This is a genomic window from Nonomuraea sp. NPDC059023 (genome assembly GCF_042740095.1).
Lineage (GTDB): Bacteria > Actinomycetota > Actinomycetes > Streptosporangiales > Streptosporangiaceae > Nonomuraea.
Window position 1 is genome coordinate 149,326 of record NZ_JBHYIO010000020.1, and the last position, 17,146, is coordinate 166,471.

General features: G+C 70.1%; 17 protein-coding genes. 9 read left to right on the top strand and 8 right to left on the bottom strand.

Going from position 1 to position 17,146, the window contains the following annotated elements; genetic code table 11:
- Positions 1-224 precede the first annotated feature (224 nt).
- The 4 genes from ACFWYW_RS31410 (at position 225) to ACFWYW_RS31425 (ending at position 4,517) form a co-directional block, all read left to right on the top strand.
- Positions 225-869 carry a DUF937 domain-containing protein gene (locus ACFWYW_RS31410; protein WP_379609377.1) on the top strand — a complete coding sequence of 215 codons (645 nt, stop codon included), beginning with the start codon at positions 225-227 and terminating at the stop codon, positions 867-869.
- A gap of 16 nt (positions 870-885) precedes the next feature.
- Entirely contained in the window at positions 886-1,467 is a 582-nt protein-coding gene (locus ACFWYW_RS31415; protein WP_379609378.1) for a Maf family protein, read from the top strand.
- Positions 1,468-1,776: 309 nt separating this feature from the next.
- Positions 1,777-2,538: a class I SAM-dependent methyltransferase gene (locus ACFWYW_RS31420; RefSeq protein ID WP_379609379.1), complete on the top strand. Its 762-nt coding sequence runs from the start codon at positions 1,777-1,779 to the stop codon at positions 2,536-2,538.
- A 419-nt stretch (positions 2,539-2,957) separates the two neighbouring features.
- Positions 2,958-4,517, top strand: coding sequence for an ATP-dependent DNA ligase (locus tag ACFWYW_RS31425; protein WP_379609380.1), 1,560 nt, complete (start codon positions 2,958-2,960; stop codon positions 4,515-4,517).
- Positions 4,518-4,519: 2 nt separating this feature from the next.
- Here the strand turns inward: ACFWYW_RS31425 and ACFWYW_RS31430 are convergent, their stop codons facing one another.
- A complete protein-coding gene (locus ACFWYW_RS31430) occupies positions 4,520-5,698 on the bottom strand; it encodes an AAA family ATPase (RefSeq protein WP_379609381.1) in 1,179 nt (392 codons plus the stop codon).
- Between the two features lie 653 nt (positions 5,699-6,351).
- Here ACFWYW_RS31430 and ACFWYW_RS31435 point away from each other — a divergent pair.
- Positions 6,352-6,681 carry a septal ring lytic transglycosylase RlpA family protein gene (locus tag ACFWYW_RS31435; protein WP_379609382.1) on the top strand — a complete coding sequence of 110 codons (330 nt, stop codon included), beginning with the start codon at positions 6,352-6,354 and terminating at the stop codon, positions 6,679-6,681.
- Between the two features lie 552 nt (positions 6,682-7,233).
- On the opposite strand, the gene ACFWYW_RS31440 is transcribed toward ACFWYW_RS31435, so the two are convergent.
- Positions 7,234-7,836: a DUF1707 and DUF4870 domain-containing protein gene (locus ACFWYW_RS31440; protein WP_379609384.1), complete on the bottom strand. Its 603-nt coding sequence runs from the start codon at positions 7,834-7,836 to the stop codon at positions 7,234-7,236.
- A 132-nt stretch (positions 7,837-7,968) separates the two neighbouring features.
- On the opposite strand from ACFWYW_RS31440, the gene ACFWYW_RS31445 reads away from it, so the two are divergent.
- Positions 7,969-8,313, top strand: a complete 345-nt coding sequence (locus ACFWYW_RS31445) for a hypothetical protein (RefSeq protein WP_379609386.1) — start codon at positions 7,969-7,971, stop codon at positions 8,311-8,313.
- Between the two features lie 438 nt (positions 8,314-8,751).
- On the opposite strand, the gene ACFWYW_RS31450 is transcribed toward ACFWYW_RS31445, so the two are convergent.
- The 3 genes from ACFWYW_RS31450 to ACFWYW_RS31460 form a co-directional block, all read right to left on the bottom strand.
- A complete protein-coding gene (locus tag ACFWYW_RS31450; protein ID WP_379609387.1) occupies positions 8,752-9,810 on the bottom strand; it encodes a DUF4192 domain-containing protein in 1,059 nt (352 codons plus the stop codon).
- Between the two features lie 172 nt (positions 9,811-9,982).
- Positions 9,983-10,714 carry an EI24 domain-containing protein gene (locus tag ACFWYW_RS31455; RefSeq protein WP_379609388.1) on the bottom strand — a complete coding sequence of 244 codons (732 nt, stop codon included), beginning with the start codon at positions 10,712-10,714 and terminating at the stop codon, positions 9,983-9,985.
- 99 nt (positions 10,715-10,813) lie between these two features.
- The gene (locus ACFWYW_RS31460; RefSeq protein ID WP_184973397.1) at positions 10,814-11,188 is read right to left on the bottom strand and encodes an FKBP-type peptidyl-prolyl cis-trans isomerase; all 375 of its coding nucleotides are present in this window, start codon (positions 11,186-11,188) and stop codon (positions 10,814-10,816) included.
- A gap of 54 nt (positions 11,189-11,242) precedes the next feature.
- Between ACFWYW_RS31460 and ACFWYW_RS31465 the strand changes: the two genes are divergently transcribed.
- Positions 11,243-11,860, top strand: coding sequence for an SDR family NAD(P)-dependent oxidoreductase (locus tag ACFWYW_RS31465; protein ID WP_379609389.1), 618 nt, complete (start codon positions 11,243-11,245; stop codon positions 11,858-11,860).
- Here ACFWYW_RS31465 and ACFWYW_RS31470 read toward each other — a convergent pair whose 3' ends face one another.
- Positions 11,861-13,300, bottom strand: a complete 1,440-nt coding sequence (locus ACFWYW_RS31470; RefSeq protein WP_379609390.1) for a GuaB1 family IMP dehydrogenase-related protein — start codon at positions 13,298-13,300, stop codon at positions 11,861-11,863.
- Positions 13,301-13,378: 78 nt separating this feature from the next.
- On the opposite strand from ACFWYW_RS31470, the gene ACFWYW_RS31475 reads away from it, so the two are divergent.
- A complete protein-coding gene (locus ACFWYW_RS31475) occupies positions 13,379-13,831 on the top strand; it encodes a GyrI-like domain-containing protein (RefSeq protein ID WP_379609391.1) in 453 nt (150 codons plus the stop codon).
- Here the strand turns inward: ACFWYW_RS31475 and ACFWYW_RS31480 are convergent.
- Positions 13,820-14,374, bottom strand: a complete 555-nt coding sequence (locus ACFWYW_RS31480; RefSeq protein WP_379609392.1) for a TetR/AcrR family transcriptional regulator — start codon at positions 14,372-14,374, stop codon at positions 13,820-13,822. The two genes, ACFWYW_RS31475 and ACFWYW_RS31480, sit on opposite strands and share 12 nt — an antisense overlap.
- Before the next feature lie 60 nt (positions 14,375-14,434).
- Between ACFWYW_RS31480 and ACFWYW_RS31485 the strand changes: the two genes are divergently transcribed.
- Positions 14,435-15,640, top strand: coding sequence for an FAD-dependent monooxygenase (locus ACFWYW_RS31485; RefSeq protein ID WP_379609393.1), 1,206 nt, complete (start codon positions 14,435-14,437; stop codon positions 15,638-15,640).
- Positions 15,641-15,874: 234 nt separating this feature from the next.
- Here the strand turns inward: ACFWYW_RS31485 and ACFWYW_RS31490 are convergent, their stop codons facing one another.
- Positions 15,875-17,062, bottom strand: a complete 1,188-nt coding sequence (locus tag ACFWYW_RS31490) for a cytochrome P450 (RefSeq protein ID WP_379609394.1) — start codon at positions 17,060-17,062, stop codon at positions 15,875-15,877.
- Between the last annotated feature and the right edge of the window lie 84 nt (positions 17,063-17,146).

Sequence of the window (17,146 nt, forward strand, 5' to 3'; positions counted from 1 at the left end):
GGCTTCCCCGCGTTTGGGAGGTCCGGGTTCTGGCTGGGCTTTCGTGGTCCCGGGATCCGCTCAGGGTTTGTCTCGCGGCTCTTGAGGGGCCGGGGGCTCGGTGGGTTTTGAGGTGGGCCGTACCTGATCTGAGGGGTGTTGGTAGACAGTTAGGTCAATTCGGGAAATAGCTCGATAAAGCGGAGGGTAGGTCCACCCGAGACAAACGATCGGGGGGACTTGTCGTGTCACTCAATGATGAGCTACTCGCACAACTGGGCGACTCCGGACTGCAGCAGATCGCCGGCCTGCTCGGCACCGACACGGCCACGGCGCGCAGCGTCGTCGAGGCCGCGACGGGCACCATCGCGGGCGGCATGGCCCGCAACGCCGAGAACATCGACGGCGCGCAGTCGCTGCGCAGCGCACTCGACCAGCATGTGGACGCCGACCCCTTCAGCGGTGACGTCGCCAGCCTGTCGAGGGACGGGGAGGGGATCCTGGGTCACGTTCTCGGCTCGCAGGGGACGGAGCAGGCGGCGCAGGGGCTGGCGCAGTTCGCCGGGATCAACTCCGGCACCATCATGAAGCTGCTGCCGCTCATCGCACCCATGATCATGTCCTTGCTGGCCAACCGCGCCTCCCAGCAGAACATGGACGCCGGAGCCGTGGCCGACGACCTCAACCAGGAACAGGCCGGCATGCAGACCGGCGGCCTCGGCGACCTGCTGGGCGCGGTGCTCGGCGGCATCTTCGGCGGCGAACCGCAGCAGAGCCAGCCGCAGCAGAGCCAGCCGCAGCAGAGCCAGCCGCAGCAGCCGCCCCAGCAGCAACAGCAACAGCAGCAGCCGTCCTCGGCCGCTCCGGGCACGTCGAACCCCGACTGGTGACCGGTAAGCTGGGGTGATGATCGTCCTCGCCTCCGCGTCACCCGCCCGTCTGGCCCTTCTGCGCACCGCCGGGCTCGATCCCAAGGTGATCGTCAGCGGCGTGGACGAGGACGCCTACACCGCGCACTCGCCCGCCGCGCTGAGCCTCGTGCTGGCGCAGGCGAAGGCGCGCGCGGTGGCGTCCGACCTGGACGAGGGGCTGGTCATCGGGTGCGACTCCATCCTTGAGCTGGACGGCCGGCCGTACGGCAAGCCGGGCACACCCGAGGAGACCGCCATCCGCTGGCGGATGATGCGCGGCCGCACGGCCCGCCTGGTGACCGGCCACTGCGTCATCGACGTGGCGGCCGGCCGGGAGGCCGCCGAGACGGCGACCACGGTGATCCGCTTCGGCCAGCCGACCGAGGCCGAGCTGGAGGCGTACATCGCTTCGGGGGAGCCGCTGCAGCTGGCCGGTGGGTTCAGCATCGAGGGACGCGGCGGGTGGTTCGTGGACGGCATCGACGGCGACCACGGCAACGTTCTGGGCATCTCACTGCCGCTGACCCGATCGCTGTTCGACGAACTGGGCCACTCGGTGACGTCCTACTGGCGGTAGCCACCTGTTGCGCCACTAACCACCATCGGCGCCGACCGTGCCGCCTGAACAGTCCTCCAAGCGCCGCCGCCGTCACCCAACACCACCGGCGCTCACCGCGCTGCTGGGCTCCGGGTAGGGATTCGCGTTGAAGAGGGCCTGTCACAGGGCAGCCGACGTGGAGGTTGTCGGCGCGGCGGCTACGTGGTGCCGCGCTGCGGAGCATGCCTGCGCGGGGGCGCCGACGCGGTGATTCTCGTCGTGGCACGTATGTGGCGCACGGGTGCCTTGTGCTCGACTGGGCGGTTGGTGAGCTGCGAAGGTGATCTTATGAAGCGCACATTCCAGGATCTGGTGGACGAGGCCGCGTCGGTGTCCGTTGAAGGCTGGGACTTCTCCTGGCTGGATGGGCGTGCGACGGAGGCGCGGCCTTCGTGGGGGTATCAGCGGCTCATGGCCCAACGCCTGGCTGGAGCTACCGCTGGGCTTGATATTCAGACGGGCGGTGGGGAGGTGCTGGCCGGGGCCGCGCGGCTTCCGTCGTTGATGGTCGCCACCGAGTCCTGGGCGCCGAATCTTGCCAAAGCCACCCGGCTGTTGCATCCGCGGGGGTGTGTGGTGGTGTCGGACCCGGATGAGCCGCCGCTGCCGTTCGCGGACGGGGCCTTTGATCTGGTGACCAGCCGGCATCCGGTGACGGTGTGGTGGGAGGAGATCAGCCGCGTTCTGGCGCCCGGTGGGACATATCTGTCGCAGCAGGTGGGGCCGGAGAGTGTGTTTGAGCTGGTCGAGTATTTTCTGGGGCCGTTGTCTGATGAGAGGCGGCGGGGTCGGCATCCGGATGACGCTCGGGCCGGTGCGGAACAGGCCGGGCTTGAGGTGGTGGATCTTCGGTTCGAGCGGTTGCGGACGGAGTTCTTCGACGTGGGGGCGGTGGTCTACTTTCTGCGGAAGGTGATCTGGATGGTGCCTGGGTTCACGGTTGAGGAGTATTTGCCGCGGTTGCGGGAGCTGCATGAGCGGCTGGAGAGCGAGGGACCGTTCGTGGCCACCACCACCCGCTTCTTGATCGAGGCTCGTAAGCCGGGGTGACCTCTCGTTGCGGCTTTGGCATCTGCGGTCCGCGCGAGCCCTACTGCCGTTCGTGGTGCGGGTGGGTGCTTTCGGGGCGTCGCCGGTGGCCGCAGGTGGTTCTCCTCCTTGCGCTGCCGCTGGCTGCTCGGGGTGGGGTTGTGGCGATAGCGGGGTTGGGGCGCCGTGCGGCGGGTTGGTGGGGGGTGGGCTTGGCGCCCCTCGGCGGTGAGGCTGGTGGGGCACGGTGGCTGGTCAAGGTGGGCCGTAGCGGCGGGGACCCCGTCCGACGTGAGAAGCGATCCCCACGATCGGCGGTCACTCGCGGCGGCGGGTGGGGGTGGGTTGGCTTGCCGTAACGGATGGTGGGAGTTTGTTGTATGGAGGTGCCGCGTCGGCGCTGGTGGGTTTTGTCGGCGGGGTGCGGCAACATAGCGGGTGTGCTATTGATCGACGTGGTCCGGGTGTCGGAGGCGGTGACGCGGACGTCGGCTCGGCTGGGGAAGGTGGGGCACCTCGCCGAGCTGCTCGGCAGGGTTGGCCCCGATGAGGCCGAGATCGCCATCGCCTATCTGTCCGGTGAGCTGCCGCAGCGGCAGGTCGGGGTGGGGTGGCGGACGCTTCAGGACATTCCGCCGCCTCGGCTGGCCGCCACTGCGACGCTGGCCCAGGTGGATGAGCTGTTGAGCCAGATCAAGGCTGTCGCCGGGCAGGGGTCGCAGGCGGCGCGGAAGGGGCTCGTGACGGAGCTGTTCGCGGGGCTGACCAGTCAGGAGCAGGCGTTTTTGACCCGGTTGCTCAGCGGGGAGCTGCGGCAGGGGGCGCTCGACGGGGTGATGATCGAGGCTTTGGCCAAGGCGTCCGGGGCGGCGTCGGCGGATGTGCGGCGGGCGTTGACGTTGCGGGGGTGGCTGCCCGCGGTGGGGGCGGCGGCGCTTTCTGGTGGGATAGCCGCTTTGCGGGCGTTCCGGCTGGAGGTTGGCCGTCCGGTTGCTCCCATGCTGGCCGGTAGTGCGGCCAATGTTGCCGCCGCGCTGGAGAAGGCCGCTCAGGCCAGGCCGCAGGCGGCTGAAGATGGCGCCTCGGGGGTGGTGGCGCTGGAGTGGAAGCTGGATGGGATTCGGGTGCAGGCGCACCGGTCCGGTGACGATGTTCGCGTGTTCACTCGCACGCTTGATGACATCACCAACCAGGTCCCGGAGCTGGTCGAGGCCATGCTGGCCCTTCCCGAGACCGATCTGGTGCTCGACGGTGAGCTGATCGCGCTTCAGCCGGACGGCCGTCCGCATCCCTTCCAGATCACGGCGAGCCGGGTGGCCAGCAAACTGGACGTCGCGCGGCTGCGCGAGCAGACGCCGTTGAGCGTGTTCTTCTTCGACGCGCTGCGGGCCGGTGGCCGGGACCTTCTCGATCTGGCCTATGCCGAACGGCAGGAGGCCCTGGCCACGACCGTGCCACCGGGGCTGCTCACTCCGCGCCTGGTCACCGGTGACGTGGCCAAGGCGGAGGCGTTCTTCGCCGAGGTCGTGCGCGCCGGGCACGAGGGGCTCGTGGTCAAGACCCTCACCTCACCGTACGCCGCCGGTCGGCGTGGTGCCGGATGGATCAAGGTGAAGCCGCGCCACACGCTCGACCTCGTGGTCCTGGCGGCGGAATGGGGTCACGGCCGCCGGGAGGGCAAACTGTCCAACCTTCACCTGGGCGCCCGCGACCCCGAGGGCGGCTTCGTGATGCTGGGCAAGACGTTCAAGGGCCTGACCGACGAACTGCTCGCCTGGCAGACCGAACGCTTCCTGGAGATCGCCGACGGCCCCACCGACGGCTGGACGGTCACGTTGCGCCCCGAACTCGTCGTCGAGATCGCCTTCGACGGGGTCCAGCGCTCCCCGCGTTATCCCGGCGGCATGGCGCTGCGATTCGCCCGGGTACTGCGCTATCGCCCGGACAAACGGGCCGATGAGGCCGACACCGTCGACACGGTCCGGTCCCTTATGGTCTGACGTCAGCGTTTGGGCCATTTCCAGCTGGGTCCGTCGAGCGGCCCCTGCCCGGCCACTCCGGTCTCGCCCAGTTCCTTCACCAGTTCGATCGTCGTGGCCTTGCGTCGTTCCAGCGCGGTGACCAGGGGCTTGGCGTGCGTAACCACGATCACCTGTGTCTCCTCGGCGGCCGCGGCGATCAGTTCGCCCAGGGGTTCGAGGAGGTCGGGGTGGAGGCTGGTCTCGGGCTCGTTCAGGACCAGCATCTCCGGCGGGCGGGGCGTGAGGAGCGCCGCCACCCACAGCAGGTACCGCAGCGTGCCGTCGGACAACTCCGCGCTGCCCAGCGCGCGCAGCAGTCCGTGCTGCCTCAGCGTGAGCTCCATGCGCGTACCCTCGAGCGCGATCTCCACCCGGCTGCCCGGGAAGGCGTGGTCGACGGCCGCGTCGAGCGCGTCCGCGTCGCCGATCTCGCGGATCGTCTGCAGCGCCGCCGCCACGTCGCCGCCGTCGTGTCCCAGTACCGGGGTGCGGGTGCCGATCTGTGCTTGTCGCGCTGGTGCGTGCGCGTCCGTCCGTAGATGGTCGTAGAAGCGCCACGATCTGATCCGCTCGCGCAGCACCAGCAGATCGGGCGCGCGAACCGGATCCGCCATCTCGCTGAGCATGCTGTCGAAGGGCTGCAGGTCGTGCGGTACGAACTCCCACCTGCCGCCGCGATCACGAATCTGTACGGCGGGGCCGCCCCGCTGGGCCAGCAACGTCGCGGGCCGGAGGATGGGCCCCGCCCAGGTCGCCTCGGCCTTGATCTCCGGGTCGAGGGAGAAGGCGGAGGCGGCACCGCCGTACCCGCCGGTGGGGATGGGCAGGCCCAGGTCCATGGCGTAGCCGAAGTCGTCTCCGGCGAAGCCCAGTCTGAGGCTGACCGGGCCGGAACGGGTCGTGCCCTGCACCGGGTGGGTGCCCTCGCGTACGCTCCGGCCGATGCTCTCCGGCCCGGCCCACAACGTGGACGCCAGGCCGCCCTCCCTGGCCAGCGCGGCGACGGCGCCGTTGCGCGCGGAGTCGGCGAGCAGGCGCAGCGCGCGGTAGAGGCTGGACTTGCCGCTGCCGTTGGCGCCGGTCACGACGTTGAGCCGCCCCAGGGAGACGAACAGCCTGCGCAGTGACCGGTAGTTCTCGACGGCGAGCGTGTTCATCATCGTGCCAGGGTACGGCGCGGCCAAATTGATCACGCAGCGTGCTCGCCGGTGAATCCAGGACACCACAAGATCAAAGGCGTACCCTCGAAACTCCAGTGAAACTTGTGATCAAAGTGATATATGTCACTACTTGACTCATTAAGTTGCCTTTACTCGGTCTTTGTCGCGTATGTTCACTCCGTTGCCGGGGCGTTGACTCGCCCCATCCTGCCGGGAACGGCCGAAGCGCGCGCCATACCCCCTCTCGCCTGGCCTTTCCCCGTCCTGTCCCCTATCTAGGACTGTGGTTCCCCTTGGGTCAGCATTCGACCAAGCCGTCTCGTCCGAACCGGTCCTCCGCAAGCGGCAAGCGCCGCTGGACCGCCTTGGCCGCCGGAGTCGCCGTCGTCGCGGCCGCCTCGACCACCGCCTGGGCAGCGGTTACCAACGGTGACGACAGCCGGCGCGCCACCGCCATGAACACCGCGGCCGTCCCTCCGGCCCAGACCCCGTCCGGGCGGCCCTCCGCCGCCTCGCAGACCGCCACCCCGAAGCCACAGCACGGCGGTCCGGCCCCATCTCAGGGCAAACCAGCGCACACCCCCTCGCCCAGTGGCCCCGAGGCGTCCCCCAAGCCGTCGTCAAGCCCCAGCAAAGCGCCTACCGCGCCCAAGGTGGCCAAGGCGGAACGGGCCTCCAAGCCGCGTACCCGGGTCGTCTCCACCGGTACCTGCGGGGCCTCCTTCTACGGCGAGCCCCAGATGACCGCCAGTGGGGAGCGCTTCAACCCGTCCGCGATGACCGCGGCGCACAAGACGTTGCCGCTGGGCAGCCGGGTCCGGGTCACGAACCCCAACAACGGGGACTCGGTGACCGTCCGCATCAACGACCGTGGGCCCTACGTGGGCGGACGGTGCCTGGACCTCTCGGAAGCCGCCTTCGACGCCATCGGCAACACGGGCTCGGGCGTCATGACCGTCAAGTACGAGGTCCTGGCCAGGTAACCCGTCACCTGCGCGTGCTTTGGCAGGCGGGTTTGGCGTGGATGCCCTCTCACGCGGCGGCGGGCTGCCACGGAGGCGGGCGCGCCAGGTCTCGCCGGTGTCCTGCATGGAGCCGGCTGTCCCGTGCTGAATCGGCGAAATTGGCCTCGCTTGTGGAGCCGGGGTCCCGTGTGGGCCGGTGTCCGGGTGCGGGCCGGTGTCTGGTGCTGGCCGGGGCGTGGTTGGGCTGGTGCCCCGCGTAGCCCGGAAGAACGGGCGCGCCAGGCCTCGACGGTGTCCCGCGTGAAGCTGGGGTTCTGTGGGGCCGATCTCGCACGTGCACGTGGGTTTCCGCGTGAGCCGGGTGGTGTGCGCCCGGGTGGTGTGTGTGCCCGGGTGGTGTGTGCGCCGGGTGCTGTGTGGGCCCGGGTCTCCCGCTTTGGGCGGGAGCCGGGTGGGCCGACGGGGCTAGCGTGGGCGGCGGTTGGTGTGAGGCCGGAGGCTCTTCTCCGGAGGCCCTTCTCCGGTCGCCTTCTCCGGTCGCCTGGGCTGATGGCCGCTCGTCGCGGTTGGTTACTTGATCAGGCGGACCGTCAGCGGGTAGCGGAACTCGTTCTCCGACAAAGCGGCCACGCCTCCGGCGATCGACAGGACGACCGCTGCGATCCAGATGACCGGTAGCAAGATGACGCCCACGATGGTGAACGGGAGCAGGAACGTCGCTCCGGTCACCGTGAGGTGGAAGTTGAGCGACTCCAAGGCGTGGCGGCGGATGTAGGGCGAGGTTTTGCCGCCGGTCAGCAGGAGGATCAGCGGGCCGATGATGGGCAGGCCGATCAGCGCCAGGAGGTGGGCCGCGGACGCGCCCAGGCGTTCGTTGCTCTCCGTGGGGCCGTGATGCTTCGGTGGCGCCGGGGCCGCTGTCCGGTGCAGGTGGGCTGCGGGGCGCGAGCCGTACAGCTCGGTCATGATGGGCATGAGGTCGCCGTGCGTGCGCGCGGTCATGGCGCGTTCGAGGCGGTCGTCGAACTCGAGCTTGTCGAACCGGCCCTCGGCATATGCGGCTTGGACGTGCTCCACGACGTGTTCGCGGTCCTGGTTGGTCACCCGCAGTTGGGCTTGGGGCACAGGTCCCGGGCCGCCCGGGGGTGTGGGTGCCTCTGTCATCGCGGCCATGCCTCTCCTTAGCTCAGGCGGTCTGGTCCTATGCTGCATCCTTTTCCGGTGTTGTGGGATCGGGAGGAACCCCGAAGTCTCCCTTAGAACAGCCCCGACGCGGCGGGCGCGAAACCGATATAAAAAGGAACCATGAGATGGCGAGACCGCTATGGGCTCCGGCGTCTGCGCGGGCCGAAGGTCGCTAAGTTCGACCGGGAGGCGACGGACGCCGACATCGAAGCGCTCATCGCCTTTGCCAAGTCGCGGCGCGGCGTCGAGTTCTACGTCGAACCGGAGACCTTTGCCACTGACACCACGGCCGTCGCCGTGGCTGACGACGGGGAGTGGACCCGGCGACGGGTGGGCTCGCCCGCTGTCATCCACAAGGTCGCCCGTGACCTGGCGCTGCCCGTGTACGACGTGCAGCTGACGGGGTATCCGCAGCGCATGCGCGCCTACAACGAGAAGCGGCGCAAGGAGGAGGGCGGGCTGTAGCCCGCCTGCCCTCGGGGTACGCGCCGGTCTGGCGCGTGCCCTTTTCGTGTGCCCGCGATCCTCCTGCCCGTCTCCGAGCAGCCCCTGGTTGTGGCCGCTCTGGTGCTGCTGGTTGTCCAGGGGCGACCTACCAGGCCGCTGCAGTGACCGGGCGGGGTGCGTGGCATCCGCCGGGTGGTGGGATCAGGTCCGAACGGCCTCCGAGTGGTGGGCAGGCCGCTACGGGGTCGCCGGATGGTGGGCTGGGCCGTCGCGGCGTGCGCTCGGGTGATGAGCCGGGCCGTAGCGGCGTTCGCGGGGTGGCCGGGGCGGTCAGGTGGGCGTGGCATCCGCGGGGTGGTGGTCAGGCGGTGATGGCGTCTGCGCGGTGGATGGATAGGCGGTGATGGCGTCTGCGCGGTGGATGGTCAGGCGGTGATGGCGTTTGCGGGGTGGTGGTCAGGCGGTGACGGCGTCTGCGGGGTCGTCCAGGAGTGAGGTCAGGGGGAGGAGCCAGGCGGCTCTCGGGGTGCCCATGGCGGAGTCCAGTTCGGCGGGGGTGGGCAGGCGGCCGCGCAGCAGTGAGGGCGGCAGGAGGTGCTGCAGGGCGTGCATCAGCAGGTTGGCCATGGAGTAGGCGGGATCTATGGTCAGGGCGCGTTCCAGGGCTATGACGGCCAGAACACTGTCACCGGAGCGCCAGCTGGACATGGCCAGCAGGGAAGCGGCGGCGGGGACGAAGCGGGGCTCCAGTCTGCGGGTCAGGTCCTTCCAGAGCGGGGTGTGGGCGTCGTCCATGAGGGTCCAGGCCTCGTCGCGGATGCGGATGATCGTGAGGTCCAGGCCGAGTTTGGCGGCTTCGGTGTCGTCGAGGCGGCGTCCGGCGGCGTGGGAGGCGATGGCGGCGCGGACCCTCACCAGGCCCTCGGCCACGAACTGGCGGGCGAAGGCTTCCGTGTCCGTTGAATCGGCCAGGCGGGCTCGGAGGTCGGTTACGGCGGCTGCCGTGGCGGCGCGCATCGACATGCGGACCGGGCCGGTGCACGGCGCGATGGTGCGTTCCAAGGTCTGGCGGTCGGGGAGGGCCACCATGCCGTGGACCGTCGCCTCGGCGGCCACCGGGCTGGACGTGGGGTCGTACGGGGTGCCTGTGGGCGGGCAGCAGTGGGGGAGGTCGCAGGTGTAGGACCAGTAGCGGCCGTCCTCCGCGCGCAGGGCTTCGCCGATCTTCACGCCCTCCGCTGCCGCCAGGCGTCTGGCCTCGTCGATCGCCGGGGTCACCAGCGGGCCGGTGCCGTAGCCGACGAGGATCAGTTCGGTGATCTTCTCCCGTTCCAGGACCGGGGTCAGGGGCGCGAGGGCGTCCTCGGGCAGGGGCAGGCTCCAGCGGGCCGCGATCTGGGCCTGGTCGGCGGCCATGCCGATCACGATCAGGCTTTCCGACGGATGGAAGCCGACCAGGTACGGCACCGCGGCCAGGATGTCGGACGGGGAGAGGAGGGTGAGGCACGGGGTCATGGGGCATGAGGGTGCCGTGGATGGGGGTGCGGCCGGGGAGCCGAAAGGCGTTCTGGGGATGGCCGGGGCTGGGGCAGATCCGGCTGTGGATAACGCGGGCCGTATTAGATAACGCGGGCCGTACCAGAGAGCCGGGCCGTACCGGATAGCCGGGCCGTACCAGAGAGGACGGTTAGGCGGGAGACAGGCGCTCGCGGACCAGCAGGGCGGCGCCCGCCACCGCGGCCGGCATGGCGATCACGGCGACGAAGGGGACCAGGAACAGCAGGAACACCGCCACCCCGAACCCCAGCGCGGCCGGCTTGTTTCCGCGGAGCAGGGCGAAGCGCTGCTTGCGCGCCAGCCCCCGCCTTTCCATCGAAAGGGTCGTGAGCTCCACTGTCAGGAAAAATCCGGAAACGGCGGCGCCTATCACCGGGATCACCGTCTGGCCCACCACCGGGATGAAACCGAGGAAGAACAGCGGGATGGTGATCAACAGTACCCACCCCAACGTCACCAGGCTGTCCCTGATCGACCGGGGCAGCGTCCGCCACCAGGGCAGTTCCTCATAGCCCGGCACCACGTCCACCGTCGCCGACAGCTTCTCGTAGAACGGCTCCCCGATCACCAGCGTGATCGCGGTGAACGTCACCACCGCCAGCGCCAGCCCGCCCACGAACACGACGATCGCGATCATCACCCGGAACGCGTCCCGCCAGCCCCAGGTGTCGGCGAACGGCGTCATCCAGTTGGCCAGTTCGATGGCGTTGTTGCCCAGGTAAACCAGTGCGGCCACGTAGACGGCAAAGGCGATCAGTGCGGGGATCAGTCCGAAGAGCCACCAACGCCCGTTACGTGCCACCCAGCCCAGCCCTTGAAAGAAGAAGCCGACACCGGCGAAGAAGTCGCGCACAGATCGCATGCCCGGCATGCTAGCGCGCGAAAACGCGCGGCCGTTCGGGGCCGCGGCTCGAAGGCGCCGCCCCGCCCGTCAGGGGCGCGGCGACGCCAGAACAGCCGACTAGCCGACCGAGAGCAGGTCCACCACGAAGATGAGGGTCTCGCCCGGCTTGATGCGGGCGCCGGCACCCCGGTTGCCGTAGCCGAGGTGCGGCGGGATGACCAGCTTGCGCCGGCCGCCGACCTTCATGCCCGCGACCCCCTGGTCCCAGCCGGCGATGACGCGCCCGCCGCCGAGCGGGAACGCGAACGCCTCGCCCCGGTTCCACGACGCGTCGAACTCCTCGCCGGTGGAGAAGGCGACGCCGACGTAGTGGACGTTGACCGTGTGGCCGGGCTTGGCCTCGGGGCCGTCGCCCGTGACCAGGTCGACGATCTCCAGGTCGGTGGGCGGGTTGCCCTCCGGGAAGTCGATCTCCGGCTTCTCGAGTGCCACGAAAGTACTCCTGATGAACGAAACGAATGGACCCGACGACTCTATGCTGTCGGGATGGCCCTTTCTCCCGATGGGATCCTGCTCACCGGGCGCGTCGCCGTGGTCACCGGCGGCGCCGAGGGGATCGGGCGGGTGGTGGCGGAGGCGTTCGAGGCCTTCGGGGCTTCGGTGGCGGTCTGCGATCGGGTCAAAATAGCGGGCGGGCAGGGGCTGGCCATGACGCTCGACGTGCGCGACCCGGTGGCCGCCGACGTGTTCGCCCGCGCGGTGGAAGAGCGCTATGGGCGGGTGGACATCCTGGTCAACAGCGCGGGCGCCGCCTGCCGCACGCGTTTCGCCGAGACCACGGCCATGGGCGAGCGTACCCTCATCGAGGAGAACTTCACCCAGCTCACGGCCATGATCCGGCGCCTGCTGCCGCTGATGCGGGCAGGCTCGTCGATCATCAACATCGGGGCGGCGCCGGGCTTCGCGATCCAGGCCGCGATGACCGCCGCGGTGGCCGGCCTCACCGCCTCGCTGGCGGCGGAGCTGGCGCCGATCCGGGTCAACGCGATCGCGCCAGGTCGGCCGCCGGACGACCTGCCCGGCGCCGCGGCGGTGGCGGTCTTCCTGGCCGGGGAGATGGCGAGGCTCGTCACGGGCACGACCATCCACGTCGGCCAGGAGTGATCACCAGCTCTGGTGGAGCGGCATGCCCTCGGTGTAGCCGGAGGACGACTGGATGCCGACCACGGCCCGCTCGTAGAACTCCTCCAGGGTCGTGGCGCCCGCGTAGGTGCACGAGGACCTGAGGCCGGCCACGATGGCGTCGATCTGGTCCTCGACGCTGGGGCGCAGCGGGTCCAGGTACATGCGGGAGGTGGAGATGCCCTCCTCGAACAGCGCCTTGCGGGCCCGCTCGAAGGGGCTGTCCTCGGCGGTACGCAGGCGTACGGCCCGCGCCGACGCCATGCCGAAGTTCTCCTTGTACTTGCGGCCGTCGGCCGCGGTGCGGGTGTCACCGGGCGACTCGTACGTGCCGGCGAACCAGGATCCGATCATCACGTTGGAAGCCCCGGCGGCCAGCGCGAGCGCGACGTCACGCGGGTGCCGTACGCCGCCGTCGGCCCACACGTGCCGCCCCAGGCGGCGGGCCTCGGCGGAGCACTCCAGGACGGCGGAGAACTGGGGCCGCCCGACCCCGGTCATCATGCGGGTGGTGCACATGGCGCCCGGGCCGACGCCGACCTTGAGGATGTCGGCTCCGGCGTCCACGAGGTCGCGTACACCCTCGGCTGTCACGACATTTCCCGCCGCGACCGGCACGGGCGGGTCAAGCGCCCGCACCGCGCGCAGCGCCGAGATCATCTTCTCCTGGTGGCCGTGCGCCGTGTCCACGACCAGGACGTCGATGCCCGCTTCCAGCAGTTCCTTCGCCTTGGCGGCCACGTCGCCGTTGACGCCGACGGCGGCGGCGATCCGCAGCTTGCCCGCGGCGTCGAGCGCGGGGTCGTAGAGGGTGGCGCGCAGCGCGCCGGTGCGGGTGAGGATGCCGATCAGGCGGCCCTCGCCGTCCACGATGGGTGCCAGGCGGTGGCGGCCGTCGTGCAGGCGGTCGAAGGCCACGCGCGGGTCCAGCCCGGCGGGCAGCGTCAGGAGTTCGGTGGACATCACCTGCGAGAGCTGGGTGTACATGTCCACGCCCTGGCAGTCGGCGTCGGTCACCACGCCGACCGGGCGGTTCTCCCAGTCGACCACGATGACCGCGCCGTGGGCGCGCTTGGGCAGCAGGTTGAGCGCCTCGCCGACGGTGTCGTGGGGCGTGAGGGTGAGCGGCGTGTCGTGGACCAGGTCGCGCTTCTTGACCCAGTCGACGACGTCGGTCACCACGTCGATCGGGATGTCCTGCGGGATGACGGTGATGCCGCCCCGCCGCGCCACCGTCTCGGCCATGCGACGGCCGGCCACGGCGGTCATGTTCGCCACGACGAGAGGGATGGTGGTGCCTGTGCCGTCGTTCGTCGAGAGGTCGACGCCGAGCCGGGATCCGACCGAGGAACGCGACGGGACCATGAACACGTCGCTGTAGGTCAGGTCGTAGGACGGCTCGAGTCCGTTGAGAAACTTCACGTTCGTCCATCCTATGCGGTAGCTGGTCAAGTCCCGCCATATGATCGGCCCTGGATACTTATGGGGGATGGAGGAGCAGTGGACGTCACGGAACGCGCCGAACTGCTGGTGGTCGGCTACGCCGTACGCACGACGAACGCCGACGAGATGGATCCCTCGCGCGCGAAGCTGCCCGCGCAATGGCAGCGGGCGGGGGCGCCGGGTGCGTTCGCCCACGTTCCGGGGCGAACGGACGAGAACCTCTACGCGGTGCTCACGGACTACGAAAGCGATCATCACGGGGCTTACACGCAGATTCTTGGTGTCGGGGTACGGACCGTTCCAAGGTTGCCCGAAGGGATGGTCGCGGTACGCGTGCCGGCCGGCCAGGCGCTGACACTGGCGGCGCGCGGGCCGATGCCGCAGGCGCTCATCGAGGCCTGGCAGCACGTCTGGAAGCACACCGAGTCCGGCGGCAGCCCGGCGCGCGCCTTCACCACGGACCTGGAGATCCACCACGCGGACGGCGCCGACCTCTACCTAGCGATCTGACGCCTCCCGCGGCAGGCCGAGCGCGTCGCATCCGGCGCGCACGGCCACGTCCCGGAGCACCTCCACGGGCGCGTCCTCGAACTGCACGGCGCAGTCGGCCACCCCGCCCAGCGCGATCGTCGCGCGCGCGGCCTGCTCCAGCGTCGGATTCTCCCCCACAAGGAGTACGGCCAGCCGCTCCCGCGAGGTGAACGCCCAGTCGACCAGCCCCAGGTCGGTGAGCGAGATCATCTCCCTGAGCAGGAGCATCACCGTGTCCCGGTGCCGCTGATGGAAGTCGAAGTACTCCCCGAGCAGGTCGGGGACGTCGATCTTCCCCCGCGCCTCCAGCCGTGACACGTACGCCTCGCCGTCCTGGAACAGCGGCTCGACGATGCTGCGTACCAGCTCCTCGCGGGAGGAGAAGTGGTAGTAGAGCGCCGGTTTGGTGATGCCGAGCCGGTCGGCGATGTCCTGCAGGCTCGTCTTCTGCAGGCCCTTGGCCAGGAACAACTCGCGGGCGACGGCCTGGATGCGGCTCTTGGTGTCACCGGGTCTTGCCATGGTCCCCAGTATGGCTTACCTTCCGTTAAGTCAGCTACTTACCTACCGTTAGGTAAAAGCATGCGTGTCCTCATTTCCGGCGCCAGCGTCGCCGGACCCGTCCTCGCCTACTGGCTGGCCCGCCACGGCTTCGCGGTCACCGTCGTGGAACGCGCGCCCACGCTGCGCAAGAGCGGCGGCCACGCGGTGGACCTGTTCCGCCCCGCCATGGACATCGCCGAGCGCATGGGCGTCCTCGACCGGCTCGAACAGGCCAAGACCGGCACCAGCCACCTCACCTACCACCGCGCCGGCAAGCGCCCGGTCGGGCTGGAGCTCGGCCGCCTCGTCACGGCCGTCTCCGACCGGCACGTGGAGATCATGCGCGACGACCTCAGCGAGATCTTCTACGAGCGCTCCCGCGACGGCGCCGAGTACGTCTTCGGCGACTCCATCACCTCCATCTCCGCCGACGGCGAGGTGACCTTCGAGAAGGGGCCGGCCCGGCGCTTCGATCTCGTGGTGGGGGCCGACGGCCTGCACTCGAACGTGCGCCGCCTGACGTTCGGCGACGCCGAGGAGCACTGGATCGGCGCGTACCTGGCGGTCGCGTCCATTCCCAACTACCTCGGGCTGGACGGGCGGATGGAGGTCGCCGCCGAGGTCGGCAGGATCGCCGGGATCTACGGCGCCGACCGGCTGCCGGACGCGCGGGCCCTGTTCCTGTTCCGCCCCGAAGGCCCGCTCGGCCACCACCACCGCGACGTGCCCCACCAGAAGGCCCTGCTCCGCTCGGCGTTCGCCGACATGGGCTGGGAGGTCCCGCGCCTCCTGGACGAGGCCGACGCCGCCCAGACCTTCTACTTCGACTCGGTGACCCAGCTCCGCCTGGACACGTGGTCACGCGGCAGGGTCACGCTGGTCGGCGACGCGGGGTACTGCCCCGGTCCGGCGGTGGGCGGCAGCACGAGCCTGGCGGTCGTGGGGGCGTACGTGCTGGCCGGCGAACTGGCCGCGCACGGCGGCGACCACACGCGCGCTTTCCCGGCCTACGAACACGAAATGTCCGACTATGTACGGCGGAGCCGCACCTTCGCCGTGGCAGCCGCCAAACGCCTGGTCCCCGCGACGCGCCTGGACGTCTGGGCCCTGGCCCAAGGGGCCCGCCTGATCAACCACCTCCCCGGCCCGCTGACCCGCCGCCTGGCCAAGCTGAGCGCCAACGGCCTCCGCCTGCACGACTCGATCACCCTGAAGCCCTACCACCCCCTCAGAACCCACGCCTGACCACCCGCGCGGGACAGGGAGCAACCCGGGACACGGTGCCGTGGCCGGGAACCAGGGGACCAGCCTTAGGGCGCGCGGCAGGACCAAGGCGGCGCCCGGCTTCTCGGCGGTCCGGGGCAAAGGGCGCCGCGTCGCGTGTAGGCAACACACCCGGGGATGGGTCGCGCTCCATCGGAGCCTGGGGTGGGGTGGTGCCTTACCAGGGGCCTGGTGGGGCGGTTCTGGTGTAGGGGGTCAGTGGCGGCGGGGGTGGAGGGTTATGGGGAAGGACGTGACGCCTCGGACGAAGGAGTTGCGCATCAGGCGGGGGCCGTCGGCGTCTGCCCAGGCGGCCGAGTCCACCCGGGCCACCCACTCCTCGAAGAAGATCTTGAGTTCCAGCCGCGCCAACGCCGCCCCCAGACAGAAGTGGGTGCCGAGGCCGAAGGCGATGTGGCCGCCGGGTTTGCGGGTGATGTCGAAGGTGTCGGGGTCGTCGAAGACCGCCGGGTCGCGGTTGGCGGAGCCGTACATGAGAAGGACCTGCTGGCCCTTTTTGATGCTCTGGCCGTGGAGGGTGGTGTCGCGGGTGGCGGTGCGGCACATGTTGAGGATGGGCGTGGTCCAGCGGATGAACTCCTCGACGGCGGTGTCGATCTGGGCGGGGTTCTCGCGCAGGTGGCGCCACTGGGCGGGGTGGCGGATGAGGGCGTCAAGGGCGGTGGCGATCACGGTGCGGGTGGTCTCGGCGCCGCCGTCGAGCAGGAGGAGGGCCTCGTTGGCCAGGTGTTCGTCGTCGTAGTCGGGGCGGGCCGACCATACCGACAGGAGGTCGTCCCGGGGGCAGGTGCGGCGCTCGGCGGCCAGGTCCAGGACGGCGAGGCCGAACTCGCCTGCGGCCACGGCGGCCTCGTGGGTGACGTAGCGCAGGCCGCCGCCGGCCGCGATCGTGGTCTCCGACCAGTGTTTGAGCTTGGGCCAATCGGCGTCGGGGAAGCCGAGCAGCCAGCCGATCATGCGGGCGGGGAGCGGGGCGGCCAGGGCCGGTACGGCGTCCACGGTGCCTTCGGCCAGGGCCTGGTCGATTTGTTCGGTGACCACGGACCTGATCCGGTCGGCATAGCGTTCGTGTACGTGGCGCGGGGTGAAGCGGCGGTAGACGAGGCGACGGCGCTCGGCGTGCTCGGGGTCGTCCATGCCGATCATGGACGGGTCGGAGGGCAACTGGGGACGGTAGCCGCCGGTGCTGGTCCAGAGCTTGGCGTCGCGTTCGATGGCGCAGATGTCGGCGTGGCGGGAGATGCCCCACAGGTCGTTGGCGGCGTCGTAGTGGGCGGGGGAGTGCTCGCGCAGCCAGGCGTAGAGCGGCAGGGGGTCGTCGGCGTATAGGTCGCCGTCGAGCAGGTCGATGCCCGCGTGCGGGCGCGCCGGTGGTACGTGCATGGGTCAGCTCCGGGGGTTCAGGGGTGGTGTCACGGAGCCGCCGCATCGCTCGCGCCTGCGACTGGGCGGTCAGGCGGGAAAGGT

Coding starts and splice junctions, on each gene's coding strand:
- ACFWYW_RS31440 (WP_379609384.1), bottom strand. CDS start 7,836: ATGGCCGCGATGACAGAGGCACCCACACCCCCGGGCGGCCCGGGACCT.
- ACFWYW_RS31420 (WP_379609379.1), top strand. CDS start 1,777: ATGAAGCGCACATTCCAGGATCTGGTGGACGAGGCCGCGTCGGTGTCC.
- ACFWYW_RS31430 (WP_379609381.1), bottom strand. CDS start 5,698: ATGATGAACACGCTCGCCGTCGAGAACTACCGGTCACTGCGCAGGCTG.
- ACFWYW_RS31415 (WP_379609378.1), top strand. CDS start 886: ATGATCGTCCTCGCCTCCGCGTCACCCGCCCGTCTGGCCCTTCTGCGC.
- ACFWYW_RS31455 (WP_379609388.1), bottom strand. CDS start 10,714: ATGCGATCTGTGCGCGACTTCTTCGCCGGTGTCGGCTTCTTCTTTCAA.
- ACFWYW_RS31485 (WP_379609393.1), top strand. CDS start 14,435: ATGCGTGTCCTCATTTCCGGCGCCAGCGTCGCCGGACCCGTCCTCGCC.
- ACFWYW_RS31480 (WP_379609392.1), bottom strand. CDS start 14,374: ATGGCAAGACCCGGTGACACCAAGAGCCGCATCCAGGCCGTCGCCCGC.
- ACFWYW_RS31445 (WP_379609386.1), top strand. CDS start 7,969: ATGAGATGGCGAGACCGCTATGGGCTCCGGCGTCTGCGCGGGCCGAAG.
- ACFWYW_RS31490 (WP_379609394.1), bottom strand. CDS start 17,062: ATGCACGTACCACCGGCGCGCCCGCACGCGGGCATCGACCTGCTCGAC.
- ACFWYW_RS31450 (WP_379609387.1), bottom strand. CDS start 9,810: ATGACCCCGTGCCTCACCCTCCTCTCCCCGTCCGACATCCTGGCCGCG.
- ACFWYW_RS31465 (WP_379609389.1), top strand. CDS start 11,243: ATGGCCCTTTCTCCCGATGGGATCCTGCTCACCGGGCGCGTCGCCGTG.